This window comes from Salegentibacter maritimus (genome assembly GCF_016236975.1).
Classification (GTDB): Bacteria; Bacteroidota; Bacteroidia; order Flavobacteriales; family Flavobacteriaceae; genus Salegentibacter; species Salegentibacter maritimus.
The window spans coordinates 21708-48526 of sequence record NZ_JAEHNY010000002.1 but is presented as its reverse complement, the minus strand read 5'-3'; the positions used below and the strand labels follow the sequence as shown (position 1 = coordinate 48526).

The 26819-nt window shown below is 35.3% G+C and carries 22 protein-coding genes; 10 read left to right on the top strand and 12 right to left on the bottom strand.

Annotated elements, in window-relative coordinates; translation table 11 throughout:
* Positions 1–36: 36 nt before the first annotated feature.
* Positions 37–4410, bottom strand: coding sequence for a translocation/assembly module TamB domain-containing protein (locus tag I6U50_RS02215; RefSeq protein WP_232805859.1), 4374 nt, complete (start codon positions 4408–4410; stop codon positions 37–39).
* 126 nt (positions 4411–4536) lie between these two features.
* Between I6U50_RS02215 and tsaD the strand changes: the two genes are divergently transcribed.
* From tsaD to I6U50_RS02185, 6 genes are read left to right on the top strand one after another with little or no spacing between them, the layout of a single operon-like run.
* Positions 4537–5559, top strand: coding sequence for a tRNA (adenosine(37)-N6)-threonylcarbamoyltransferase complex transferase subunit TsaD (gene tsaD, locus I6U50_RS02210; protein WP_193709501.1), 1023 nt, complete (start codon positions 4537–4539; stop codon positions 5557–5559).
* Positions 5560–5562: 3 nt separating this feature from the next.
* On the top strand, positions 5563–6273 hold the full coding sequence (locus I6U50_RS02205) for a 16S rRNA (uracil(1498)-N(3))-methyltransferase (protein ID WP_198637692.1): 711 nt from the start codon (positions 5563–5565) through the stop codon (positions 6271–6273).
* Positions 6274–6309: 36 nt separating this feature from the next.
* A complete protein-coding gene (locus tag I6U50_RS02200; RefSeq protein ID WP_198637691.1) occupies positions 6310–6963 on the top strand; it encodes a DUF4159 domain-containing protein in 654 nt (217 codons plus the stop codon).
* Positions 6963–7484: a TrmH family RNA methyltransferase gene (locus I6U50_RS02195; protein ID WP_193709498.1), complete on the top strand. Its 522-nt coding sequence runs from the start codon at positions 6963–6965 to the stop codon at positions 7482–7484. Before I6U50_RS02200 ends, I6U50_RS02195 begins: the two co-directional genes overlap by 1 nt.
* A 12-nt stretch (positions 7485–7496) precedes the next feature.
* Complete coding sequence (locus tag I6U50_RS02190; RefSeq protein WP_193709497.1) at positions 7497–8585, top strand: AI-2E family transporter; 1089 nt, start codon at positions 7497–7499, stop codon at positions 8583–8585.
* A gap of 10 nt (positions 8586–8595) precedes the next feature.
* Positions 8596–9774 (top strand): class I SAM-dependent methyltransferase, encoded by a 1179-nt coding sequence (locus I6U50_RS02185; RefSeq protein WP_198637690.1) that lies wholly within the window; start codon positions 8596–8598, stop codon positions 9772–9774.
* Here the strand turns inward: I6U50_RS02185 and I6U50_RS02180 are convergent.
* From I6U50_RS02180 to I6U50_RS02165, 4 genes are all read right to left on the bottom strand, one after another.
* On the bottom strand, positions 9771–10166 hold the full coding sequence (locus tag I6U50_RS02180; RefSeq protein ID WP_193709495.1) for an acyl-CoA thioesterase: 396 nt from the start codon (positions 10164–10166) through the stop codon (positions 9771–9773). The genes I6U50_RS02185 and I6U50_RS02180 overlap by 4 nt on opposite strands.
* 126 nt (positions 10167–10292) lie before the next feature.
* Positions 10293–10706: an NUDIX domain-containing protein gene (locus I6U50_RS02175; RefSeq protein ID WP_198637689.1), complete on the bottom strand. Its 414-nt coding sequence runs from the start codon at positions 10704–10706 to the stop codon at positions 10293–10295.
* A 1-nt stretch (position 10707) separates the two neighbouring features.
* Positions 10708–11583, bottom strand: coding sequence for a DUF72 domain-containing protein (locus tag I6U50_RS02170; RefSeq protein WP_198637688.1), 876 nt, complete (start codon positions 11581–11583; stop codon positions 10708–10710).
* Positions 11584–11590: 7 nt separating this feature from the next.
* Complete coding sequence (locus I6U50_RS02165; protein ID WP_198637687.1) at positions 11591–12949, bottom strand: NAD-dependent succinate-semialdehyde dehydrogenase; 1359 nt, start codon at positions 12947–12949, stop codon at positions 11591–11593.
* 189 nt (positions 12950–13138) lie between these two features.
* Here I6U50_RS02165 and I6U50_RS02160 point away from each other — a divergent pair, with 189 nt between their 5' ends.
* Positions 13139–13546 (top strand): glyoxalase, encoded by a 408-nt coding sequence (locus I6U50_RS02160; protein WP_198627124.1) that lies wholly within the window; start codon positions 13139–13141, stop codon positions 13544–13546.
* On the opposite strand, the gene I6U50_RS02155 is transcribed toward I6U50_RS02160, so the two are convergent.
* Positions 13523–14254: a DUF3307 domain-containing protein gene (locus I6U50_RS02155; protein WP_198637686.1), complete on the bottom strand. Its 732-nt coding sequence runs from the start codon at positions 14252–14254 to the stop codon at positions 13523–13525. The two genes, I6U50_RS02160 and I6U50_RS02155, sit on opposite strands and share 24 nt — an antisense overlap.
* A gap of 2 nt (positions 14255–14256) precedes the next feature.
* A complete protein-coding gene (locus I6U50_RS02150; RefSeq protein ID WP_193709489.1) occupies positions 14257–14910 on the bottom strand; it encodes a hypothetical protein in 654 nt (217 codons plus the stop codon).
* A 191-nt stretch (positions 14911–15101) separates the two neighbouring features.
* Here I6U50_RS02150 and I6U50_RS02145 point away from each other — a divergent pair, with 191 nt between their 5' ends.
* Positions 15102–15551: a transcription elongation factor gene (locus tag I6U50_RS02145; RefSeq protein ID WP_193709488.1), complete on the top strand. Its 450-nt coding sequence runs from the start codon at positions 15102–15104 to the stop codon at positions 15549–15551.
* 4 nt (positions 15552–15555) lie between these two features.
* On the opposite strand, the gene I6U50_RS02140 is transcribed toward I6U50_RS02145, so the two are convergent.
* Entirely contained in the window at positions 15556–17601 is a 2046-nt protein-coding gene (locus tag I6U50_RS02140; RefSeq protein WP_198637685.1) for an HD family phosphohydrolase, read from the bottom strand.
* Positions 17602–17716: 115 nt separating this feature from the next.
* Between I6U50_RS02140 and I6U50_RS02135 the strand changes: the two genes are divergently transcribed.
* Both I6U50_RS02135 and I6U50_RS02130 read left to right on the top strand, forming a co-directional pair.
* Positions 17717–18898, top strand: a complete 1182-nt coding sequence (locus I6U50_RS02135; protein WP_198637877.1) for an acetyl-CoA C-acyltransferase — start codon at positions 17717–17719, stop codon at positions 18896–18898.
* 18 nt (positions 18899–18916) lie between these two features.
* A complete protein-coding gene (locus I6U50_RS02130; protein ID WP_198637684.1) occupies positions 18917–19666 on the top strand; it encodes a C40 family peptidase in 750 nt (249 codons plus the stop codon).
* A gap of 3 nt (positions 19667–19669) precedes the next feature.
* Here I6U50_RS02130 and I6U50_RS02125 read toward each other — a convergent pair whose 3' ends face one another.
* From I6U50_RS02125 to I6U50_RS02110, 4 genes are read right to left on the bottom strand one after another with little or no spacing between them, the layout of a single operon-like run.
* Complete coding sequence (locus tag I6U50_RS02125; RefSeq protein ID WP_198637683.1) at positions 19670–20926, bottom strand: phenylacetate--CoA ligase family protein; 1257 nt, start codon at positions 20924–20926, stop codon at positions 19670–19672.
* Positions 20927–22597 carry a C45 family peptidase gene (locus I6U50_RS02120; RefSeq protein WP_317192010.1) on the bottom strand — a complete coding sequence of 557 codons (1671 nt, stop codon included), beginning with the start codon at positions 22595–22597 and terminating at the stop codon, positions 20927–20929.
* Positions 22598–25573, bottom strand: coding sequence for an MMPL family transporter (locus I6U50_RS02115; RefSeq protein ID WP_198637682.1), 2976 nt, complete (start codon positions 25571–25573; stop codon positions 22598–22600).
* A complete protein-coding gene (locus I6U50_RS02110; protein ID WP_198637681.1) occupies positions 25574–26773 on the bottom strand; it encodes a DUF2062 domain-containing protein in 1200 nt (399 codons plus the stop codon).
* Positions 26774–26819: the final 46 nt, after the last annotated feature.

The following is a 26819-nucleotide window of genomic DNA, read 5'->3' as shown; positions in this document are numbered from 1 at the left end:
TCTTAAAAGAAAAAGAAGAAGTTTTAAGGCTTCTTTTTAATTTGAATTTTCGTCGGGAAATCTTATGTAATCAGGGGTTACAGGACGTGTTTCTGAATCTGGTTTCATTTCTTCATTTAGAGCCTCAATTTCTGTACTGGCAATTTTTCGAAGCAACTCCTTAAATGTGTCAAAATCTACCGAATATGACAATCCAATACCTTGTGTAAACCCGATTTCTTCCCCAATAAACTGAATATTATTCTCCCGGTTAAAAACCTTGGCCCTTAAGGTTCCGTCTTCATTTAAAAGGAAATCTATTTCCAGGTCGCCAACTATAATAGATTCAGTTACCCCGCCAATAGGCACCCCAACCTGTCCATTTATAATAACTCTATCACTAATTTGAGTAGAAAGGGTAAGACCAAACCTATCTACAGTTTGTTGATCGGGTGTACGATCTCCCTGTACATAATTTACGCCTACCTGAAATTTACCATCATCCCCCGCAAAAATATCATTAACAATACTGGAAGCCCTTTCGGCAAGTGTTCCAGTAATAGCATTTTGCCTTAAGCCAAATTCACTATAAAATGCACCCTGGGTAACCAGGAATAAGGCCTGGAGTTCCTTGCTTGAACGGTCATCCATTCTATACTCTAATTCCGATCGAACTACAGAACTGGCATTAGGAAAATCGATATCGAAAGTAATATCGGGCTGCATTATTTCACCTTGTAGGTTAATAATCACCTCTACAGGAATTTTCCTGTTAATAGAAGGATTTTCTAACAATACTGCAGGGTTTGCGTTAAGGGCATAAATAGCACTTACATCTAATTGCGCCTCGGTTGGATCACCATTCCAATTAATACTCCCCTCAGATTCTACATTGAAAACTTTTTGAACAAGTCCGGCGTATTTAAAGTTATACACTCCTTCGTAAACCACAAAGTCTCCCCACATATTAAACTTGCCATTGGTATTAATCTCCAATAATAAATTTCCGGAGCCGCGACCTTTTAAGGTACTTCCACTGGTTTGATCTACCACTACTTCAACTTCAGCATCATTGGTAATATCCAGGTCAAAAATAAGCTCAAGCCCGGTTACCTCTGGCAATTCTATAGTCTGCCCTGCTTCTTTGGCAGCCTTTTCCTCTGGACTTAAAAAGTGAATATATGAGTTGTCGCCAACAGACTCTGTATCGCTTAGAGGTATTTTAAAAACCGTACCACGCTCTGTGCTTGCCGTAACATCTATCACCAACTGGTCTGTAGGACCGGCAATACTGGCGTCTCCGCTAATAAAAGCAGTTCCATAGTAAAGGGCATCCTCATCGCCTTCAGTATCTAAAACCAAAAGCCTATTGGTATCTATATTTAAATCCAGGTTCCATTCCTTAAAATTTTCATGTCCTATACTACCATTAAGAGTACCCGTTGTTTGGTATTTGGTATCTTCAATCTCTACATCATCAAAAATAAACTGCTGTTCATTTAAATTAACCTTCGCTGCATCATTAAAAGCAAGATCAACATTTAGGTAGGGAATTCGTAAACCGGCATTATCCAAACTAAGACTTCCTGAAAAATCTGGATTTTTATAATTTCCGGTAACTTTTGCATCTCCCGTGGCTACTCCCCTTATATTACTAATCACGTCACGCCCTAAAGGACTAAAAGCAGCCAGGTTTAAATCCTCTAATGTGACCCCCAGATCGATTGTAGGCTCACTTCCACTAACATCTATATTTCCAATGGCATTTAAGGATACGTGGCCATCTTTTTTTAAATTGGCATTTACATCGTAATTAGTAAGCGTTTCATTTCCTTCTACATTTAAAACAAAATTTCCCAAAAGGTTATCATTAATATCTAAGGAATCTATTTTTAAAGCTGTATTTGGATAATAGGCCCCATCTTCCTGTAATAAATCGAGTTTACCATTTAAAGTTCCGGCAAGACGAAGGCTATCTATATGTGGCGTAAGCTTACCTATATCTACATTTTCAAATTCCATTTTGAAATCTTTATAGGTAGTATCCCGCATTTCCCCACTTAACCTAATCTCTTCGTTCTTATGACTCATTACCAGAGAATCTATTGTAATATCCTTAAAATCAAGATCAAAAACAATCTTGTTACTTTTATTGCCCTCTTCATTCAAGTACCAGGTATTATTTTTAAAAGTAAGGTCTGATCGTTGAATTCCTATTACCGATCTGTTATTCTCATTAATAGTATGAAAGAGATTCACATTAAAAACATCTTCATTATTTCTGCCTCCCTGAAATTCAGATCTAATAAAAAGAGTATCCCTTTGAGTTACATTAATAAAACTGAATTCTGAAAAATTATATAATCCGGTTGAAACACTATCAGCTTCAAAATAAGTATTGTAAATAGGGTTGGTATTATCTACATTTAAGTTTACCGTCTCCATCATATTTCCAAAGAGATCTATTTTAGGAGAACGAAAGTTTACTTTAAATTCAGATTCATCTGAAGCCAGGTGGCCGCGAATAAAGGTATTTGGTGCCAGGTTTATTTCCGGGTAAAAGACTTCAACAATTTTATTATAAATATCAAAATCAAATTCCAGGTATTGATTATTAGTGATGGTGCGGGGCTTATAATTGGTATAAATACTCCCCAAAGAGTTTTCAATTAAAGGCCTTATTTCAGAAAGAATAAAATCTCCTTTAATTTCACCGCTAATCACATCATGCGAATTTATACTTAAAGTTCTTTCGGGCCCTTTAAAACTGGAAGTAATACTGAAATTATCAAAATAATAAAGATCGTTTTGATTCTGGTAGGAAGTATTAAGCAACAATATTTCACCAAAGGCATCATCTATACTTGTACCCTTCATATTCATAATAACATCTCCTTTAAAAATAGAGAGGCTATCGCGGGTAACAAAGTTTAGGGCGTTTAAATTCGCATATCCAACCGAAGCTTCAAAATCGTAATTATTGATATCTTCAGAAAGGTCTGCCAAACCATTAAACTCCATTTTTAAATTAGGGTCGTTGGCCATTAATAAACCATTAAAAACAGGATTTCTAAGATTACCTATCACCCTAATTCCCTGGTAGGTATAATTATTAAATTGTAGTTTGGATATTTGTCCTTTTAGCTCAGCATCCAGGGTCTCGGCGTTAAAGCCGGTTCCATCTATATCCAGGTTAAAACTTGTTTTTCCAAGGTTTGCGTTATTGGCAAGTTTTCCAATATTAACCTCCTTAAAAATAAGTTTTCCTGTATAGATTACGTCTTGTGAATTATTAAATCCGCGTAAAACAACATCTGCTTCGGCCGAGCCCAGTTGTGTATTTATACGCACATCGGCATCCAAATTAGCATTAGTAACAATAGCATTACCTTGCATCCTCAGGTTGCCAAATTCACGCAAGTTTTCAGGAAGCTTCCCCCTTAAGTCCCCTGGCAGTAAATTAACCAGATCGTAATAATTGGTCGTGAAATTTGAAAAATCCCCGGTGAGCTCAAAATCTTCCCCATTCTTGGAAAAGGCACCTTGAATGTTAACATTTCCACGAAGTGTACTACGGTCCATACCGGTTAACCGAACATTGGGAAGCTGGAAGTTATTTAGTGTACCTATAAAATCGGTATCTAATTGGATCAACTGATTCTTTCCAAATTCGTTATAAAAAGCCCTTAAATCTGTACTGGAAACTACACTTTCAGTAAAAGTACCGGTTATTTGTACCTTGTTTTCAAAATCAGAAAAATCTTCAATTTTATAATCAAACTCAAGATCAGCGTTAACTAAAGACTGGGGTGTTTGAATCATTAAGTCATCAAAAACCATTTGTTTAGGGCTATATAAGAAACGGGTGCTTAAATTATCTATATTTAATCCGCGTTTTTCCTTTGCTTTTAACCGTTCAATGATTACACTAATCTCCGGACCTTTTATCTTTAAGTCTTTTGCGTAAATATTTAAACTATCAAGACTTACAAATTCAGGATTGTCACTATCTTCATTGATAAAACTATAATGAGCATTAGAAATTTCAACCCTATCCATAAACAACTGAAATGGAATAGAATCTCCAGAAGGTTTCTTACTCAGTTTTTGGATAAATTTCCCAAGATTATCCCTGTCCTCTCCTTTATATCGACGCATTTTAAGCTTTAAACCCTCCAAATAAGTATTTCCTAAATTTGGATTATTGCTAAGCAGGTTAGAAACACCGGGGAGCGAAGTGCGCAATTCTTCAGAAAAAATTAAGGTATCTTTATGATGGTCTTCAATATAAATTCCGTTAATTTTCACTTTGCCAAAATAGGTTAAGCTTACCCGATCTATAGAAATATCAACATTGTTTTTTTCGTTGATAGATGTAGTAATACGGTTGGCTACTCCTGTTTGTACGGCAGGAATAGAGAAGATTATCAAAATAATGACAAAAAGCAAAAGCAGCGCAACCACTGTTCTAGTTAATATTTTCCAGAATTTTTTGATACGCTTTTATATTTTAACTTTGTACACAATATTAACAATTTCTATGCCCCTTATTTCTTAATGGCTTCACAAAATATTTACATATTAGGGATCGAGTCTTCCTGCGACGATACAGCAGCAGCTGTAATACATAACGGAAAAATACTATCTAACATTGTTGCTACTCAAGAAGTACACCAACAATACGGAGGCGTGGTACCGGAACTCGCTTCCAGGGCACACCAGCAAAACATAGTTCCCGTGATTCACCAGGCCATAGCCAGGGCAAATATCGGCAAAAAAGATATATCTGCAATTGCATTTACACGTGGGCCGGGACTAATGGGTTCATTACTTGTTGGAACCTCTTTCGCTAAATCTTTATCCCTGGGCTTAGGAGTTCCGCTTATTGAGGTAAACCATATGCAGGCGCATATTTTGGCACACTTTATAGAGGAAGAAAACTATAAAAAGCCAGATTTCCCTTTTCTGGCTTTAACCATAAGTGGCGGGCATACTCAAATTGTGAAAGTTTCTAATTATTTCGAGATGGAAGTAATTGGGGAAACTACAGATGATGCTGTTGGCGAAGCTTTTGATAAAAGTGCCAAAATTTTAGGGCTTCCCTATCCCGGTGGCCCCTTAATAGATAAATATGCAAAGGAAGGGAATCCAAAAGCCTTTCCTTTTCCTAATCCAAAAGTACCTGATTTAAATTTTAGTTTTAGCGGGTTTAAAACCTCGGTACTCTATTTTGTGCAGAAACAAACCAAAGAAAATCCAGATTTTATTGATGAAAATTTAAAAGATATTTGCGCTTCTATTCAGTTTTCTATTGTAAGAATTTTAATGGATAAACTTAAAAAAGCGGTAAAACAAACCGGAATCAATCAAATTGCGATTGCCGGTGGTGTTTCAGCAAATAGTGGTATTAGAAATGCCCTGGTTGAAGCCGAAAAAAAATATGGCTGGAATTGTTTTATCCCTAAGTTTGAATATACTACAGATAATGCGGCAATGATTGCTATAGCTGGCCATTATAAATATTTGAATCGGGATTTTTCCGATTTTTCCACCACGGCCCAGGCACGCTATAAATTTTAGGCTATGCAACTTTTCTACACCCCAAATATTAAAAAAAACGATAAGCAAATTGTTTTTCCAAAAGATGAAAGTCGGCATATAGCAAAAGTTTTGCGTAAAAGCGAAGGCGATATTTTAAAGGTAACTAATGGAAAAGGTTTTTTATTTACCTGTGAAATAATTGAGGCCAATCCAAAACAGTGTTTGGCAAAAATCAATAAGCTCGAAGAAGCACCTGTTAAAACTCATCACCTACACCTGGTTGTAGCACCTACAAAAATGAATGACAGGTATGAATGGTTCCTGGAGAAAGCTACAGAAATTGGTATAGACGAAATAACGCCTATAATTTGTGATCATAATGAAAGGAAAACTATAAAACCAGATCGTTACGAACGTGTATTACAAAGTGCGATGAAACAATCTTTGCATTATAGATTACCTGTACTTAATGAATTGATTAGTTTTTCAGAGTTTATTAATCTTGAGTCTGAAGGGCAAAAATTTATTGCGCATTGTGAAGAGGATATTCCCCGTGTTTCTTTAAAAAACAAGGCTAAACCCAAAGAAAAAATCACCATACTTATTGGTCCTGAAGGCGATTTTTCCGCTAAAGAAATAAAACAGGCTCTAGAAAAACAATGGCTTCCTGTAAGTTTAGGCGAAAGCCGATTAAGAACCGAGACTGCGGCTATTGTAGCCTGCCATACTATTGCACTTATTAATCAGGATTAATTTTTACAACTCATTTTTATTGATACTTTTACAAATATGTTGAGTTTTAAAAAATATACTCCAATTTTCATATTCCTTGTTTTTTTCCAATCTACAAAAGCACAGGAAATTGCAGTTTTAAAGTATAATGGAGGGGGCGACTGGTATGCTAACCCAACATCTCTCCCCAATTTAATTACATTTTCCAATAATAATGTTGGAACCGGTATAAACCCCAAACCCGTTACTGTTACTCCGGCAAGTTCAGACATCTTTCAATATCCTTTTGTACATATGACCGGGCACGGGAATGTGATTTTTAATGAGGAAGAGGCCATGAACCTTAGAAATTACCTTTTAAGCGGTGGTTTTCTGCATATAGACGATAATTATGGTATGCAGCAATATTTGGAAAAAGAATTGGCGAAAATTTTTCCTGAAAAAAAACTGGAAGAGTTACCAGCAAGTCACCCTATATTTTCTAGTGCCTATAACTTTCCCGGTGGTTTACCTAAAATTCATGAGCACGATAATAAACCGCCACAGGCTTTTGGAATTTTCAATGAAGAAAGGTTAATCTTGTTATTTACGGTAGAAAGTGATCTTGGTGATGGCTGGGAAAGCCAACAAGTTCATAATGATCCTGAAGAGGTGCGGTTAAAAGCATTACAAATGGGAGCAAACATTTTAAAATACGTTTTTGAAAATTAATGGAACAACTCTCTCATTTCGACGAAAAGTTTACTAAGGAAAATTTTCCTATAAGCCTGGTACTTGACAGTATTTCGGGAGAAGCAAATATTGGTAGCATATTTAGGCTTGCCGATGCATTTAATATTGAAAAAATCATTTTTTCGGGTATTGAACCAAAGCTTAACAGTAGAAGGCTTCAAAAAACCTCCAGAAATACACACAAAACAGTACAACATGAGTTTACAGAAGATGTTCTTGGTTTTATTAAACAATCTAAGGCAAATGCTGAAATAATTTCCCTGGAAATTACTTCAGTGAGTAAACCTATAAATAGTTTTAAGTATAAAAGAGCTAAGAAAAATATTATTCTGATACTGGGAAATGAAGCTTCAGGAATAAATAATGAGCTGCTGAAAATTTCAGATAAACACCTGCATATCAATATGTTTGGTCAAAACAGCAGTATGAATGTTGCCCAGGCCGCAGGAATAGCCTTATATGAAATATCGAAAACAATATCTGCATTCAGTAAGAAATAATATATTTACCACGTGAATTCAAAATCAATTACATTAGGAATTTTAAGGGCTGCGGGAATAATGGTTGGCATTATTCTTTTACTCTATTTTTTATATGAAATCCAATCGGTGCTGGTGTACATTGCCATCGCAGCGGTAATTTCGCTGGTAGGTCGCCCGGTGGTTATTTTTTTAAAACAGCGCCTAAAAATTCCAAACCGACTTTCAGTGGTTCTGGTGCTTATTCTAGTACTCGCTATTTTTGCCGGTATCATACTCGTTTTTGTACCCATTGTTATTGAGCAAAGTCAGTATTTAAGTCGTATAGACATGGAAGCTTTTAGAAGCGACCTTAACGAGCTTAACAACCAGGTAAACAATTATTTGGGCGTAGAAGAAATTAACTTAGTGGAAGGCCTTAAACAAAGTGAATTTATTAGGAACTTTGATATTAGTGCCGTTCCACGGCTTTTAAACAATGTTTTTAGCATTTTGGGGGCTACTTTAATCGCGTTGTTCTCTATACTTTTTATCTCCTTCTTTCTGCTTAAAGACAGTAAGTTAATGCTAAATAGTATACTGGTTTTTGCTAACCGCGGAGATGAGCAAAAATTTCAGCGTGTCTTCAATAAAATTAAAATCCTATTATCCAGATATTTTGTAGGGCTAACATTGCAGATTACGGTTTTATTCGTACTCTACGCTATTCTGCTTAGTGTTTTTGAAATCAACAACCCCATAGCGATCGCTTTTATTTGTGCCTTTCTAAACCTGGTTCCCTATTTAGGGCCGCTGTTTGCCGGGATTTTAATGGCTCTTTTTGTAATTTCAAGTAACCTGGGCGCAGATTTTCAATTAATTATTTTACCAAAATTGGGGTATATTATGTTAGGCTATGCTATTTGCCAGCTTATAGATAATATGATCTCACAGCCAATGATTTTTGGTGCCAGCGTAAAATCGCATCCATTAGAAATTTTTCTTATTATTTTAATAGCCGGAATTATATTTGGAATTGCCGGAATGGTAGTGGCCGTTCCTTTTTATACAGCTTTAAAAGTAATTGCTAAAGAATCTTTAAGTGAGTACAAGATCGTAAAACGACTTACTCGCGACCTTTAAACCTTTTCTTTTGAATAGAGCTTTACTAGATCCCGAAGTACAGAAGTTTTTAAGGGAAAACCTAAAAAAAACACCAGCGGAATTAGCGCTACGTAAAAGCCCTTTTCCACAAATTTCTTCTTCGGAATTGGCGCAACAACTAACAGGATTACAAAAAGCAAAGAAAAAATTGCCCAACTGGTTTAAGGAAACCAATATATTTTATCCTCCAAAGGTAAATATAGAGCAAACTTCTTCTGAAATAACTGCAAACTATAAAGCTTCGCTTTTAAATGGTGAGTGTTTAATAGATTTAACCGGCGGACTGGGAATAGACGATTTTTATTTTGCCCAAAACTTTAAAGAAGTATTTCATTGTGAAATAAACCTACAATTATCAAAAATAGCCGTACACAACCTGAAACAATTGGGCTGTAAAAACATCCACTTTAAAAACCAAAACAGCATTGATTTTCTTCAGGAAAGCAACCTGAAATTCGATGCAATCTATGCAGACCCGTCAAGACGGGACAATTATGGCGGCAAGGTGTTTAAACTGGCAGATTGTTTGCCCAACATTCCCGAGAACCTCAATCTACTCTTTAGTAAATCAGACGTAATTCTTATTAAAACCTCCCCACTACTCGATTTACAAGCAGGTATTTCAGAATTAAAATTTGTAAAAGAAATTCATATTATAGCCGTAGATAATGAAGTGAAAGAATTATTATGGCTTTTAACGAAAGAGACAATTTCTTCGCCAAAAATAAAAACATTGAATTTCACAAAAAACAAAACAGAAGAATTTACCGGAACTTTTAATAGTACTAAAATTGGAATTAGTTACTCACAACCACAAAGCTTTCTCTATGAACCTAATGCGGCAATTATGAAAAGCGGTTTATTTGAAGAGCTTGCTGTAAAAACCCATATTTCAAAACTTCATCCCAATTCACATTTATATACTTCAGATAGGCAAATTAATTTCCCTGGAAGAAAGTTTAAAATAATTGATTTACAAAGATATACACCCTCTTCTTTAAAGAAAAAATTTAAGGATTATCAAGCCAATATTAGTCTTAGAAATTTCCCAGAAAGCGTGGCTTTACTTAGAAAAAAATTTAAAATAAAAGATGGCGGTAAAAATTATGTATTTTTCACCACCAACATAAATAACGACAAAATCGTACTGTTTTGTGAGAAGATTTAAGCTCTATCCTGAAGCCTGTCTTTCACGAATTCTACCTTAGTTTTGCCATGAGGTGTTGGTTTACCGTCTTCATCTAAAGTAACCATAATTACCTTGTCTATAGTAATTATTGTAGAACGGGTCATTTTGTTTCTAACCTCACATTTTAATGTTAAAGAAGAAGTTCCAAATTTTAGTACTTCTATTCCTATTTCTACAATGTCGCCCTGTCTAGCTGAATTCTGAAAATTAATTTCACTCATATACTTGGTAACACATTTAGAGTTTTCTAATTGAATAATACTATATAGAGCGCATTCTTCATCTATCCATGCTAATAGTTTACCTCCAAACAAAGTACCGTTTGGGTTTAAATCTTCTGGTTTAATCCATTTTCTAGTATGAAATCTCATTTTTTTCTTTTAAAAATAGCTATTAAAAATGAGCCGGTAAAAGCTTTTTAAAGTTTTACCGGCTTCCTAATATGTACCTTGTATTTTATTGTTTTTACAAAAAATAAGGCTATAAAATTTAAAAAACTATAAGTAGTTTTTGGCGGCTTCAATAATTTCAGCGTGATCAAATGCAAGCTGAGGTAAATGATCTATATTTACCCAGGAGGCTTCTGCAGCATCATCACCGGCCTTAAGGCTCGCTTCCTCAAAAATCCTGCTTACAAAAGCTATAGAAATAGTTCTACCCCTGGGGTCGCGGCCCGGCTTTCCAAAAGCTCTCACCTGCTCCATAGTGTTCACAATCACTCCTGTTTCTTCCTCCAGTTCTCGTTTTGCTGCGGTAATTAAATCTTCATTTTCATCAATAAATCCTCCAGGTAATGCCCACCGGCCCTCAAAAGGATCGTTTCTTCTTTTTATGAGTAAAACCTTAAACTTATTATTGGCGTTACAAAAAACTACGCTATCTACGGTTACTGCTACTTCTTGCTGTTTCATTTTATTTTAAAGTTTTAGGTATTTGTATATCTGTTTTAAATCTTTTATTGAATTTCTCTATAAAATATGCTGACAGTAATGGGGAAGCTTCTTCTACATTTTGATGCACAAAAAAGTAAACATTTTGCAAGCCCTCTTTTTGCCACTCTTCTAACTTATCCACCCAATCGTCTAATCTGGTATAATCTGAGCCATGATTAGCTCCGTTGTATCTAATAAAGGCTGTAGTATTGCTTAATCGCATGTGAATAAGATCCCGCCTTCCCGCGGTATCTGTAATAATATGTGCTATATCCCGTGATTTTAGCACATCATAAAATTCGTTAGCTACTGTCTCATCTGCATACCAATTTTCGTGTCTAACTTCAGCGGAAAGAGGAATTTCTTTTGGCCAATAAGCGAAAAAACTATCCAGTCTTTCTATAAACTTTGGTGAAAAATTTTCTGGCATTTGCAAGAAAACCATTCCTAATTTCTCCTTCAACTGAAGTAGGTTTTTTATAAAATCGTCTGTTAGTTCCCTGGTTTCATTTAATCGCTTTAAATGACTAATAAGCCTGGGTACTTTTGGAAAGAATTTAAAATCATCTTCAGCCTTTTCATACCATTTTTTAAATTGCTCCTCCGGGTACATTCTATAAAAAGAACCATTGAATTCTATACTATTAAACTGGGAAGAGTAATACCTTAACTCATCTTTGGTACCCCTGGGATAGAAATTTTTGAGATCTTTTCTATTCCATTTAGCACAACCAATTCTTACATCTTTAAAACCTGCTTTGTCTCCTTCTTTGTTTAATGTTTTAATGGTATCTACATGGGTTTCGGGTAAATTAAAGTCTATATCCTCGGGGTTTTCTACTTTTCCAAATTTCATGCTAACACTAATATTTATTAAAATAAACGGTTTTTCTATTGATAAATTCTTTGATTCCGTGATGCGATAACTCCCTTCCATAGCCGGAAATTTTAGTACCTCCAAAGGGAAGTCTGGGATCACTTTTAACCAACTCGTTCACGAAAACGGCCCCATCTTCAAATTTGGGGACCATTTTAATGGCAAAGTTTTCATCTTCAGTAAAAATTGAAACTCCCAATCCAAAATTCGAAGAATTAACAAGCTCTATTGCTTCCTCATCATTCTTAAATTCGGTTACCGAAATTACCGGGCCAAAGGTTTCTTCATCAAAAACCGGCATACCTTTCTTTACTTCGGTTAAAATAGTAGGTTCGAAATAAGCTCCATCGCGTTTTCCTCCTAAAATGATTTTTGCCCCCTTTTTTACAGAATCTTTTACCTGGTCTTCCAGGTCTTCTGCCAGGGTTTCTTTAGCCATTACCCCTATAAAAGTTTCTTTATCCATCGGATCGCCACTTTTCAACTCGCGCACCTGTTTGGTAAATTCATCAAGAAATTCTTCGGCGATATCTTTATGCAACAATAAACGTTTTCCGGCAATACAACTCTGACCTGTATTTTGAAAACGAGCTTGTACACAGGTTTTAACACTTTTAGCTATATTGGCATCTTTAAATATCACCAGCGCATTACTACCCCCGAGTTCCAAAACCGATTTTTTGATTTCTTCTCCGGCAATAGATGCTACACTACTTCCGGCAGGACCACTTCCGGTTAAGGTTACAGCCTTTACTCTTTTATTACGAATTATATTTTCAACTTTTTTACTGCCCACTATAAGATTTTGAAAGCAATCTTTCGGAAAACCTGCTTTTTCAAATACTTTTTGAATATTTCCAGCAGAGATCATTACATTACTGGCATGTTTTAAAATGGCCACATTTCCGGCCATTAGCGCCGGTGCCGCAAATCTAAATACCTGCCAAAATGGATAATTCCAGGGCATCACTGCCAGGACAACACCTAATGGTTCGTGAGAAACATATGATTTTTTAGCATCGGTTTTTATTGTTTCGTCTTTTAATTGTGTGGCCGCATTTTCGGCATAATATTCACAAACCCATGCGCACTTCTCTATTTCGGCAATAGACTGGGTAATAGGTTTCCCCATTTCTTTTGTAATGGCTTCGGCATATTCCTGGGAATTGTCCTTAAGTTCTTTTGCTGCTTTCATCATTAAATTACTGCGCTCTGCAAAAGAAGTCTGTTTCCAGAGATGAAATCTGGTATGTGCGTTTTGTATACAATTTTCAATTTCGGTATCACTTAATTCTTGATGTTTCGAAATTTCTTCACCTGTGTAGGGGTTTCTTGAAATTATCATTTTATAATTAAAGATTTTTAAAACTTGGTTGATTAAGGCTTTCTTTTAAATATAAAAATAAGAATAGGCTTAGACAGGCCGATTAAGACGATTTTAACGTGTACAATGTTTATAAGTAGTTTACAAGTAAATAAAGGGGCCTGACTTTTGAGGTTTAAAGTTTATTAAATTTAAGAAAACTTAGTTCTTATGATACCACGTGACCTTCAATTAGTAGCACTTAGGCCAGAAATTCCTTCGGCCAGAGTTTCAGAAAACATGAGTCTAGACGAGCAATTTCAGAATAAAACTTTACGACCTGTTATTAAACTTCAAAATGACTTGTTATTGGAAGTTTTTAGAAATTATATAAAAAAGCATAAGAATAAATTTTATGAACTAAAACTGGAGCAACGTTTTATTTATATTGAAAACGCCATACAAAAGGATATAAAATTTAGGAATAGTTTGAAAGGTATTATTATTGGGCAATTTACTTTAGAGGAGTATGCTACTTATATAAAAAACTCTTCTGCCTTAAACAAACGAATGATGAATATTGTAAAAGAGCGCATACAAAGCAACATTCAGCTTTTAGAAGAAGAAGTAGCGTACTAGCAGTCCTATAATTATGGTAATTGCAAAACTCATTAAGGTACCTATAAGCACATATTCGGTTTGTTTTCTCGCGCTTGCATCTGTTTTATCGCTAAAGCGTAAGATAGATTTTGCTGCAATAAGAAAACCTATCGCTGAAAAATTTTGAGTTAAAATAAAGGTAAGCACTAATATCCTTTCAAAAATACCTATGTACCTTCCTGCAGCCTCCAGACTATGATTTTTGCTATTAGGTTCAAGTTCAATATGCCAGCGGCGGGTAGCTTTGCCTATTAAAAAACCTGTAGGAAATACAACCAGTAAATATGAGATAATAATCACTAAAAACTGTTGTGAAGAAAATAGCTTCGCGATAAAAGGAATTAATTCTGAATAACCTCCAACAAGGTAGAGCCAAACTAATATTATGATTAAAATATGCCATAATTGATCTAAAAGAAACAGTTTTAATGTATCTTTTTTGTGTTGAAGTTTCCACAAGTCGATAAAGAAATGAGTGAAGCTAATTACAATAGGTATATACCATAACTCCCATTTTTGAAGCAATACATAGGTTAGGAAACCGGCTAAAAACGAATGAAAATATAAAAACCAGGAACTTGCTTTTTTATCTCGCTTTTGCTTTACGAGGCTAGTGGGCTGCAAAACAAAATCGGTTAAAATATGCGCCAAAAGCAATTGCAGTAAGATTAATGTAGTTTCTTCCATAATTAAAAACTATGTGCGGTTACAGTCTCAAAACGTTTTAATAAGGCCGAAATTGCTTCCCAACCACAAGCCTTTTTACGCTGGTTTACGGCCGGCTGGCTAATCTTAAGCACAGTAGCTATCTCTGTTTCTTTTAGTCCTTTTAAAAGAAAATAAACCACTTCAGCCGAAGCCTGGCTCCATTTTTCCATTATCATATCCAACAAGAACAAACTTGCTTCAAACTCGGCATTTAAGTTTTCAAGAGGTGTTTTTAATCTAATTCTCCTGGAATCGTTTTTCATGGCATCTAAGGTTCTTCCCGATAGCTGAAAAGCCTGCCCATTAGAAGCTGCTATAGAATCACCTTTGTACTCAAAATTGCCAATACCAATGGCTATTTTTACATCGGCCAAAATATTTGTAGAATTTTGATTTTTAAACTTTACTTTATTTATAAGGCTTTTTATTCTTAAAGCTATCCTTAATGAGTCTTCGTACCTTAAAACCACACCCTGAAAGCTATCACCCCGATATATTTCAAAATCAATTTCATTTTGGCCATATTCCAGCTGTAGGTTTTCAAATTCTGACTTTAGACTTTTTAAGACTTCATCTAAAAAAGAATCTGAATAACTGGAAGAATCTACTAAATCGGCTGTAATTACGGCTACCATATTTCAAATATAATAAAAAATATTAGCCTACAAACTTATAATAACTTAATATAAGCCTTAAAACTTATAATACATGATTATAAGTCTAAATACTTATAAATTAATTTTGGTTGGATATTAAACTTTTGCTAAATGTTCTTTTAGCCTTTTTAGGTTATTTAATTTTAAAATAAATCAACAAAAAAAAAGATATGGTAAGTAATAAAAAAGAACTCTATTTTAACTGTTTGGATATTGTAAATAAGCAAATAGAAAGATATCAAAAGGAAATGGATCTTATTAAAGAATCTATGGAAGCCAATGATGTTAAAACAGATTATGATGAAGATAATAAAGGGGAATTACTTAGCGACTTCGAAAAAAATGCCAGGCGTTTAAGTAATGCCAGGGAAATGAAAGAAAGTTTAAGCCGTATAGACCCCGAGCTTTACAGCGAGAAAATTAGTTTTGGTAGTGTTATTGAAACTAGCGGGAACTATTATTTTATTTCGGTTCCTATTGGTGAAATTTCTATGGAAGATGGGAGTAGTGTATATGCAATATCTACAGAAGCTCCAATCTACCAGGAAATGGAAGGTAAAAAACAAGGCGACACTTTTAAGTTTAACGGTAATGAAGTAAAAATTACCGCGGTAGGCTAATTGCCTATTCCGGATATTCTACCCTAAGGTGAAAAATATTCTTAAGCTTACGTTTAAGGATTTTTTTCACCACTTGTATTTCCTTAAAAGTTATATTGGCATTTAAGAATTGTTCTTCTTTCATTTGTTTACTGATAATCTTTTCCACAAAATTATCTATTACTCCGGCAGTTGGTTCCTTTAAACTTTTACTGGCGGCCTCTACACTATCACACATCATTAATATCGCGGTTTCCTTACTAAAAGGAATTGGCCCGGGATACCTAAAATCTTCTGCCACCGCATTTTCATTTTGTTCTTTCTCTTTCATATAAAAGAAGTAAACAGTAGTAGTACCGTGGTGGGTTCTTATAAAATCTATTACCCGATCTGGAAGATTATGTTTTTTAGCTATCTCAATACCATTAATTACGTGGTCTGTAATAATTTGGGCACTCTCTTTAGGCGCCAATTCGTCATGCGAATTTACTGCCGAAGTTTGGTTCTCAGAAAAATAAGTGGGGTTTTTCATTTTGCCAATATCATGATAAAGCGCACCTACCCTTACTAACATAGCATTGGCGTTAATCTCATTGGCGGCGGCTTCAGCCAGGTTGGCCACATTCAAAGAGTGATGAAAAGTTCCGGGCGCTTTTTCTGAAAGCTCTTTTAATAATTTTGAATTGGTATCTGAAAGTTCTAATAAAGACATATCTGAGACCATTCCAAATATTTTTTCATAGATATAAATTAGCGGCTGTACAAATAGCGTGGCAAGACCTCCAAGTAAAAAAGTTAGTAAAACTTCTGCCTCTACATCGGCAATATTTCCTTCCTGTATAACCGTAAAAGCAAAATATGAAATAATATAAACCAGGGTAATTTGCCCAACCGATATAAAAAGATTTGCCCTTTTGTATAGTTCAGAAACAGTGAGAATAGTTACAATTCCCGCAATAATTTGCAAAAACATATATTCGTAACTATTAGGAACTATAAAACCAAGTAATAACACCGTAATCACATGAGTAAACATTCCTAAACGGGCGTCAAAAAAAGCTTTTAGAGTAAGCGGTAAAATACATAATGGCACTACATAAACATAATCTATATTAAAATTCACCACTATTGTGGTAAGCAATACCATAAAGAGAATATTGAAAAAGATAAATGTAACCTTCACATTATTCTCAAAAATATCCTGCCGGTATTTTCTAATGAATAATAATAACATTAAGAGCGCCAGGGCCACTAAAACACTATAGCCAACTAGAATCCATTTGTAATTACTTTCACTCCAAACCTGCGATTCATATTCATTTTTAAGCGATCTTAGAATATTATATTTATTGCCTTCTACCACTTCTCCCCTTGCTATTACCCTGCTGCCCTGCTCGATATTACCACGGGTATAAGAAATATTATCTAGTTTACTTTGTAATTCTTTTTGAGTAAATTCACTATCAAAACTTACGTTAGGCTCTATTAAACTAAAAAACACCTCCAGTAATTCGTTCTCAAAATTTAAAAGGTTGGAGTCATTTATTTTGGTGTTTAAAAAACTGCGAACCTGATCTTGTTTAAGGATATTTTTATAGGGAATTTCAAATGCCTCATTCCCTTTTCTTAAATATACCAACTGGTTATCTTCTACCCGGTTATTAGTTTGCAACAAACCGTATTCATACACTTCTTCAAGTGTAGTTCTAACAAAATCTACAACTTGTATTTCCTTGTTATTTAGCAAACTATCAGAGAACACCTCATAGACTACTTCAGGTGTTTTTGCCGTAGCTTCTTTTGGAATTTCCTGGTTAAATTGAAAATATGGTGTGTGGTTATTTCTTATTTGTTGTCTTTCCTGCTTAATCTCTTCTTCAGACTTTAAAATGGCAAAATCGAAAGGCGCGTAAAGATTTTCATACTGCCATGGCTTCCCTTTAGGGATTTCATATTTAAAATTTCCTCCTTTTGGAAGCAGGTAAACAATGAGCACTGCAGTAAGCGCAAATAAAAATACCTTGTAAAATAGTGCCTGGTTCTTATACAGGTTATTTACGAATTTCTTCATATAAATCGTGCTACTGCTCAAATGTACTAAAAAATAGCGGCCAAAGAAGCACTCTTGTTAAGTTCCTTATAAAATCACTAAATTCGCAAAAGAAGAAATAACTAAAACATAAATGATGAATAACGAAGTAGTAATTGTAAGCGCCGCAAGGACTCCCATAGGGAGTTTTTTGGGTAGCTTATCTACCGTAGAAGCTACCGATTTGGGGGCTGTTGCCATCAAAGGAGCTCTAAATAAAATTGATTTAAAACCAGAACTTGTACAGGAAGTTTTAATGGGAAATGTGGTGCAGGCCGGTGTTGGCCAGGCACCTGCAAGACAGGCAGCTTTAAAAGCCGGAATTCCAGATTCTGTTCCCTGTACAACTGTAAATAAGGTATGTGCCAGCGGAATGAAAGCCGTTATGCAGGGAGCACAATCTATTATGCTGGGACAAACTTCTATAGTGGTTGCCGGCGGTATGGAAAATATGAGTTTAATTCCGCATTATTTATACCATAGAAAAGGACAAAAATTTGGTCCGGCAAAAATGGAAGATGGGATGCAAAAAGATGGCTTGGTAGATGCTTACGACCATAATGCTATGGGAGTTTGTGCCGATCTTTGTGCTACCGAACACGAGTTTTCCAGAGAAGATCAGGATGCTTTCGCTATTAAATCTTACGAGCGTTCTGCTAAAGCCTGGGCCGATGGGAAATTCGACAACGAAGTGGTACCGGTTGAAGTTCCGCAGCGAAAAGGAGATCCTTTAGTGATAAAAGAAGATGAAGAGTTCAAAAATGTGAGAATGGACAAAATAAGTTCACTTCGACCTGCGTTTAGTAAAGATGGTACGGTAACTGCCGCAAATGCTTCTACCATTAATGATGGTGCGGGTGCTGTGGTTTTAATGAGCCGTGCAAAAGCAGAAGAGTTAGGTGTTGAAATTCTGGCTAGCATCAAAGGTTTTGCCGATGCAGCCCAGGAACCAAAATGGTTCACTACCGCACCTGCCAAGGCTTTGCCTCTAGCGCTTAAAAATGCCGGGGTCACTCAAAACGACATAGATTTCTTTGAGTTTAATGAAGCTTTCTCTGTGGTTGGCCTTGCCAATATGAAGATTTTAGGCATTAATGACGAGATCACCAATGTACATGGTGGTGCCGTATCTTTAGGTCATCCATTGGGTTGCAGCGGAGTAAGAATTCTTATTACCTTATTAAATGTATTGCAGGATAATGATGCAAAATTAGGTGCAGCCGCAATTTGTAATGGCGGTGGCGGTGCATCTGCAATGGTAATAGAGCGAAACTCATAATTATATATTTTTTATTGAATGCAATACGGAATTAGCCCCTTAAGCATTGTACCACTTCGCGAAACCACATCCAATCAGAGCGAAATGGTCTCTCAGGTTCTTTATGGAGAACATTTTAAAATACTTGAAGAACGTGCTCAATGGAGCAGGATTCGTGTTGCATTCGATAATTTTGAGGCCTGGATCTCCAATAGTCAATTGCTTAAAATTCCTGAAGAAATTTACCTGCAATTACAACAGTCTACGCCCAAATATTCCTCTGATTTGTTTGATTTTTTAACCGATCAAAATGGACATCTTATCACAATTCCACTGGGAGCATCACTTAATGCTACAGGCTTATTAAGTCATGATTTTGAAGGAAATTTTATTAGCTGTAAAAAGCCTAAAAGTGAGATTGTAAAAACAGCCCTTTTGTATTTAAACAGCCCCTATGCCTGGGGCGGGAAATCCCCTTTAGGAATTGACTGCAGCGGACTTACGCAAATGGTTTACAAGTTAAACGGCTACCGATTAAATAGAAATTCGGCCGATCAGGCTAAACAAGGCGAACCGCTTAGTTTTATTGAAGAAAGTGAAGCCGGGGACCTTGCTTTTTTTGATGATAAAGATGGAGTAATAGACCACGTGGGAATTATGATGAACGATAATTATATTATTCACGTAGACGGAAAAGTAAGAATTGACCGAATTGATCATTCCGGGATTTTTAATGCCGATTTAAAAAGACATACCCACCAACTTCGCGTTATCAAAAAGATTATTTAAAACTTAACGATAGTCATGGAAAATTTTTGGCTTTCTGCTTTCTTTTGGAAACTTTAGCTTTTCAAGTTTTTCTACGGAAGTTCTTTCTAAAGGTATTTTTATTTTCAAGCCCGACTGTAAATGCTCCTGAAGCCTGTCAATCTCTACAAAGTCATTCGGAATTCTTATCAGGAGTTCATCAGTTTGATTTTCATTTAAACTCGCTACGATAACAAAAATTTTTAGTGTTTCAAAAGCCGTAAGTAAATTGATAATTTGCTGTGGATAAAGTGTAGTTCCTTTAAGTTTTATCATTTGCTTTTTACGCCCAACAGGAGTGCTAATTCTCATTGACTTTCTCCCACAATCACAATTTCCCCCATAAAATTTTACCATATCTCCTGTTGCAAATCTCACTAAAGGCATTGTTTGGGTTTGCAAAGGCGTTACCACTAATTCTCCAATTTCACCGGGTTTTACCGGATTTTGATTTTCATCTAAAACTTCAGTAAAAATTAAACTTGATAAACTATGATTAGCCTTATGTTGGTTACACTCGGTAAATGCAGTTGCCATTTCAGTGCTGGCATAGGTAGAAAATAATTCTATATCCCATAAATCTTTTATTTTTCGACCTAAAGAATTTAGACTAAAATCTGGATTTCGTAAAGGTTCGCCAATACATACAGCAGCTTTAATTGAGGAGTTTCTATAATCAATTCCGTTTTCAATAGCAAAATCGATCATTTTCAGCAGAAATGAAGGAACTGCAATAAGAAAATCAGGTTTAAACCTTTCTATAGATTCCCATTGCAAACCCGGCAGACCACTGCCGGTTCTTACAATCCCGGCGCCCAGTTTTCGTAAACCCAGAAAGTAAGCCATCCCGGCCATAAACCTGCGGTCCAGAGTAGTAGTAAGTTGCATGACGCTAGATTTCGTGACTCCTACCATTTCAAAAGACAGGCGTTCGTTTTCGGCCAGCCGCTCTAAGTCGGCGTCGTTTAAAGCAAAACTAACCGGATTCCCCAGGGTACCCGAAGTAGTTACATAATCTATAATTTCATCTTTTTTAACCGCAATAAATTCTTCGTTATAATTCTGTAAATCCTCTTTGGTAGTAATTGGTATTTTTCTGAATTCCCGATAAGAATTAACCTGACCTATATCTATATTGTTTTTCTTAAATTGCGCTTTATAAAAAGGAGAATTTTTAGCAGTGTATTCTAACTGCTGTACTAGCAACTCCTTATTTTTATTTATATCGTAAAAATTGGTCATTTAGATTTTTCGATAAGATTTTTTAATCATTTTATCCAGATATTCTTCATCTGGTAAAGTAGTTACTTCCCTCCTTTTCGCCTGCTTGAAATTTATCACTGCTTTTTTATAGTCTTGTTGCTGAAAATAATAATCTCCGGCAATTTTATAGACCTCCCAAAAATGAGGATTTAAAGATTTTAGGGTTTTGATTTTTGCTTCTGAAATCTCTTTTCCCTTAGAGATCGTATGCGTTAATTCATGACTTAATTTTCGATATTTTTCATAGTCTCTATAAGCTTCTGAATTTAAAAATGGGTCTGAGCCAATGTTTTGTTCAGTGAGCATAACGCTTTTTGAAACATTTCCTTCTTCAAACTTTTTAAAGGCACTATCAAGATCGTATGCCACAAAAGTACCCAACTGATAAGGGTTTGCCGATACCCAGACCTTTTTTTCTTCAGGCTTAAAAATAATTCCGTGATGCGCTAATAATTGATTGATAGCTTTTTCGTTGCCAAAACCTAAGCTAACTCCATCCAACCCCTCTTTGTTTCGTAATATATCGGCGGCTTTTTGCGGGTTTAATTTGTTGTTTTCTGCAAGCAGTTCCTGCATTTTATCAAACCGGTATTGCGAATGACTTTCGGTTTTGGCTTTTAAATTTCGGCTATCTTCAGCGTAGGCTTCACTTTGAAAATGATTACTACAAATTAACTTGTTTGAGTTTTCAACTTCATAAACACCTAATTTTCCCGGGGCTACTTCAATTAGAATTGCCTTCTGTTCTTTGGCACTTCCCACCATAATAGATTCAGATACGAATACCTCTCGTTTTTTGGCAATTGCAATGGCTTCTTCAGTAGAAGAGGCATATTGCAAAATTTCACGGGCAACCAGGCTAATTGGCGTTTTAGCCTGTAAAGGAATTTTACTTTTTCCAGCGTTAAGTGTAACACTTATTCCTTTTTCATTTAAACCACTTACCGAACCAATCATCCCGGCCCAGGTGTACATCATAAACCTATGTCCATTATCGGGGTTTACAAAGGCTGCAATTTTTTCTTCTGCAAACTCATCTCCCGCATAAAAATCGAAGTTCCTACCTAAGAGCAATTGGCCATCTTCGGTTTTATTATCCCAGGCGGCAAACGAGGTACAACCAACCAACATTAAATCCTGCAAGGCATGGCCAATATCGTGGGCACCGTGAAAATAAAGCATTCTAATATAAGCCGGCGCAAAATCATCATATTTTTCCAGACCAAATAACGAGGTCCCGTATATTTCCTGTTTGTATTCTTCCGGTACGTGCAAATACAATTTACGATTAAACCAGGCCACGGTTTTTTTAAGAAAATTTCGATACCCTGTATTGGGAACCAGCTCATAGATCTTTTCCATAAAAGCCGTTTCCTGTTTATGCATTAATTCCCTCGTTAAACTTCCACCAATCACACCACGTTCCAGGGCATCGCCTTCAATGTATAATTCCCAAATACCATGTTTATTTCTGTACAGTGAATTTTTCCCAATTTTATAATGAGTTTCACTGAGCTTTGTTCGCGTAGTATCTATGGTTTCAATTCCCAAAATATCGGGTCTATGCTCCATAGAGGGTTTTATTCCGCAGGAATTAAAAAGCAATAAAACTGCAATTAAAACCGATATTTTACTAAAAAATAAATTCACTTAAGACATTCTTTTTAAAACGAGGATATTATTTTGTCGGTAAATAATTTCAAAATTATGGTCTATTAGCCATCTGCTGTTATAATCGGGAGTTAAAATAATTACTTTTTCAGCATTTTTTTTAATAGCCTCCCTTAAGGTTTCAGCAATAATTGCTTCCGGATTTTTGGTAATTATAAATACTGAAATACCAGTAAATTGTAAAGGAATATTTTTCTGAAACTTTAAATTTTCATTGCTTGCGCTAAAGCTATTTTTTGAAATCCTTAAGTTTTCTTTATCTGAATCAAAAACCTGAAAAGAAGCATGTTGGTTTTTTAGAAATAGAAACAGAGGTAACAAGCCTAAATAGGTGTTCTGTAAAAATACATGTTCACCGGGTTCTATAAATTCTGAAGTTATTAAAAAGCGTTCCCTTTGCTTTGAAAATTCATTTTTTGCATTTTTATACACCGATTTATAACGATAGTTTGCCAATACTTTTTGTGTAAAATATAGCCTTTCTTTAGAGGTATTTCTTTTAAAAAAGGCGCGAAAACCAAAAGCCGCATGGCCATTTTCCCTTCTTTTAAAGAGAAGGATTTGAAATAATTTTGTTTGGAATACAAAAGCTACAATCATAGCGGTTATAACGCCAATTACTGAAACTATAGAAACCGACTGTAGCGCAGGATGCTTGGCAAATATCAATGCGCCTATTCCCAACAAGGTGGTTAAAACCGATAGTAGAATGGATGCCTGATAGGTTGCTAATGCCTTTTTCCCGGTTTCGTATTCTTTAAGGCAGGCATTGGTTATAAAAATGCTATAATCTAAGCCCAGACCAAAAATAAAGGTGGAAATTATAATGTTGAGAACATTAAACTGAATTTCGAAAATCGCCATAAGTCCCAAAGCAATTACCCAGGTAACGGCAATGGGCAAAAGTGTTAGCAAGCTAAGCAACAGGCTACGATAAAAGAACAATAAAACAATAAAAACCGCAATTACCGAGAATAAGATCAGTCGGTTAAATTCATTTTTCAAATTCCCCAAAAAATCCTGGTTCATTTGTTTTCGGTCTATTGCTATTACATTGCCCTTTTTTTCTAATTGTTCCAATACCCCGGGCTGCATTTCATTAAAACTAAGCGTACTGGTTACGGTAGAAAATCCGGGACTTCTATTTATAAAATCGTCTAAATAAAGTGTTTCTACATTGCGGTAATCATCGAGAAAAATTCCGCTAAAATCTTTATCCAGTTGCTCGTAAAACCTATTAAAACTTTCTTGCTTAAAACCAAGTTTAGCCGATTCTTTTAGTAGGTTTTCTTTTAACTTTTCCTTTTTAGTTTTGGTCCAAAAATCCCGCCAGGTTTCAATTTTTTCGTTTTGGGATTGGGTAGAAAGCACTACCCCACCAATACTACTGAAGTTTTCTATCTTATTTGTATTTTTTAATAATTGTAGCTCCCTGTAGAGCTCGTTATTTTGTTCCAGGGCCTCTTCAATATCCTTTCCATAAGAAACCAAATAGGTAGTATTGGCTGCTTTTTTAGAGATATTTTTAATATTCTCTTCGACTTCTTTAATGTTTTTCGGCTCATAATTAAGCTGAGAAAGATCTTCATTAAACCTAACAGAATTAAAAAAGAAAAGTCCGCCTATAAATAAAAGCACTACCCCGGCCACAAAAAATTTTCGTTCATAAAATCTATATGAAGCAATTTTATCTAACCAATTAGATCTTATTTTCTTAGGATTTTTAGGTGCCCGGTAAAAATGTGGAATTAACAGAAGTGCAAAAACCGAAGCCGTTACAACACTTACAGCGGCAAAAATACCCAGATCGTTTAAAGCTTCACTCTTAAGAAAAAGGAGACATAAAAAAGCAATTGCCGTGGTAAAACTACTCATTAAGATAGGCTTTGCTACCTCTTTATAAAGTACTTTCACATTGGCATTATTCCTAAAATGCGTAAGAATATGAAGCGCATAATCCAGGCTTATTCCTAAAAGAATGGCACCAATTCCTAAAGAAATAGCTGAAACCGAAGACTTTGTTAAGTATAAAACACCTATAGCCAATAAAGCTCCTAAAACGCTTGGAATAAAGAGAAGTAACGGTACATAAAACTTTCTGTAAAACACAATTAGTAATAAAAAAAGGATACTAAAAGCAATACTTAATGTTATTTGAATATCCTTTTTAATTTGATTTGCATTAGCAATAGCGTATAAAACCCCACCAAAATATTGCGCATTTACTTTTGGATTTTTATTTAAGTTGGAAATTATTTTATCGAGTTCCTGGATAAAAATCTGGTTATTTTTAGTTTCGGAGGAGGGATATTTGGGAGTAATAAACAACAATAAATGTTGTTCATTTTTAGTAATCAAATAATTATTATAGATCTTAAAATTGGTATCTACCTGTAGTTCTCTAAGCTTTTCCAGCCCCAAATTGGTTATGGAAAGTGGATCCTTAAAGATAAAATTCTTGGTAACAAAGCCGGTTGGGGAAATAAGATTTTTATAGGATTTTTCCAGTCGGTTCTTAATACTATCTACCTCCAGCCTATTTTCTATTTCAGCATAATTTTTTTCATTTAAAAACAAAGGTAGGTTTTGGTATACAAAATCGTAGACCTCCAAAACCCCTGCTTCCGGTACTTTTCCCTGAATTTTGGTGAAATATCCCGGTATTTGGCTATGCAGGGAATCGGTTAATTGATTTGCATACCGGGTAAGTTCCTCCGGATCTTTTTCTTCTGAAGAAACAGCAATAATTAGTTTATCTGAAAAATCGGTATGCTCTAATACTTCCCTAAGAACATCCTGCTTTTCGCCGGTGGGAATTAATTTAGTAACATCTTCTTCTAATGTAATTTTACTGGCAAAATAGCCATTTACACCTATAAATAGTGCCAAAAGGCAAAAACCAACTGCTTTTTGCCTTCGAAAAAAATAATAAAGTTTAAGAAAGAAAGTGTGCATTTAAGGTTTTATAACCTGTTTTTGGTTCGTTACCGAAAATAAGAAATAAAACACAATCCACAGTAGTAAAGCTGCAATTCCCGCAAGGGCGAAGCTTCCTATTATATATTGCCAAAGGCCAAAGAATATATCGGATGTAGAATCAAAATCTTCAGGTTTTAATTGCCAGGCAAAACCACGTCCTGTAAGCAAAGAACCTGACTGATAACTTGCATAAATTATAAAAGGAATAAGCGGCGGAATACTAATATTGCTAAAAAGAAAAGCAACTACTTTATTCAATTTAAACATAGCGGCTAAACTAAATACCAAAAGCGTATGTAGCCCCCAAAACGGTAAGATTCCTACAAAAACACCAAGTGCAATGGCTGCCGCCTTTTTATGGGCCGGCTCCTGACTTTTAATAATGTTTTCTTTCCAAAAACGTTTATAGCCTTTCTTTCTAAAATCCTGGTAAGTATCACGCGGATGTATATAAAAAAAACTCACCAACACAAACCAAATGTACAATATCGTTATCCTGGTAATGTCCCAAAACGGCCTAAAGTGTGTAACCCGGTTTTCTTCATAGAAAACTTTTATGGGCACATTTCTTACTTTTACTTTTCTCCAGGCAGCCTTTACAATAATCTCTATTTCCAATTCAAATTTATTGGTATAAAGCTTTATATTATTTACCACCTTTAACGGATAAAGCCTGTAGCCACTTTGCGTATCGGTAAGTTGGGTACCGGTGACCACCAAAAACCAAAAATTAGAAAATTTATTGCCGGTAGTACTTTTTCCGGGAATTCCATCCTGCCCCATATTACGATCACCCACCAGTAAAATCTCTGTACCTTCTTTTTTTTCTTCTAATTGGGTAAGAAAAATGTCCAAATCATCTGGATAATGCTGTCCATCAGAATCTATGGTGATGGCATATTTATAACCTAGATCTTCAGCTACTTTGAATCCGTGTTTTAAAGCCTCGCCCTTTCCTTTATTTTCTTGAAAGTGATGGACATTAATTTCCTGAAAATCTTTAAGAATATCCCTCGTAGCATCTGTAGAACCATCATTAACCACCAAAATATTGGCGGTATATAGAAGTAAATCCTGTAGAACACCACCTAGAGTTTTCTCGTTATTGTAGGTAGGAATTAGAATACAGCAATTTAAAGCTTCAAATCTGGATTGATAAATAGGTGTTTGGTTCAAACTAAAGTGGCTTTTTTGCAAAAGTATAATTAAAAAGTAAAGGGCA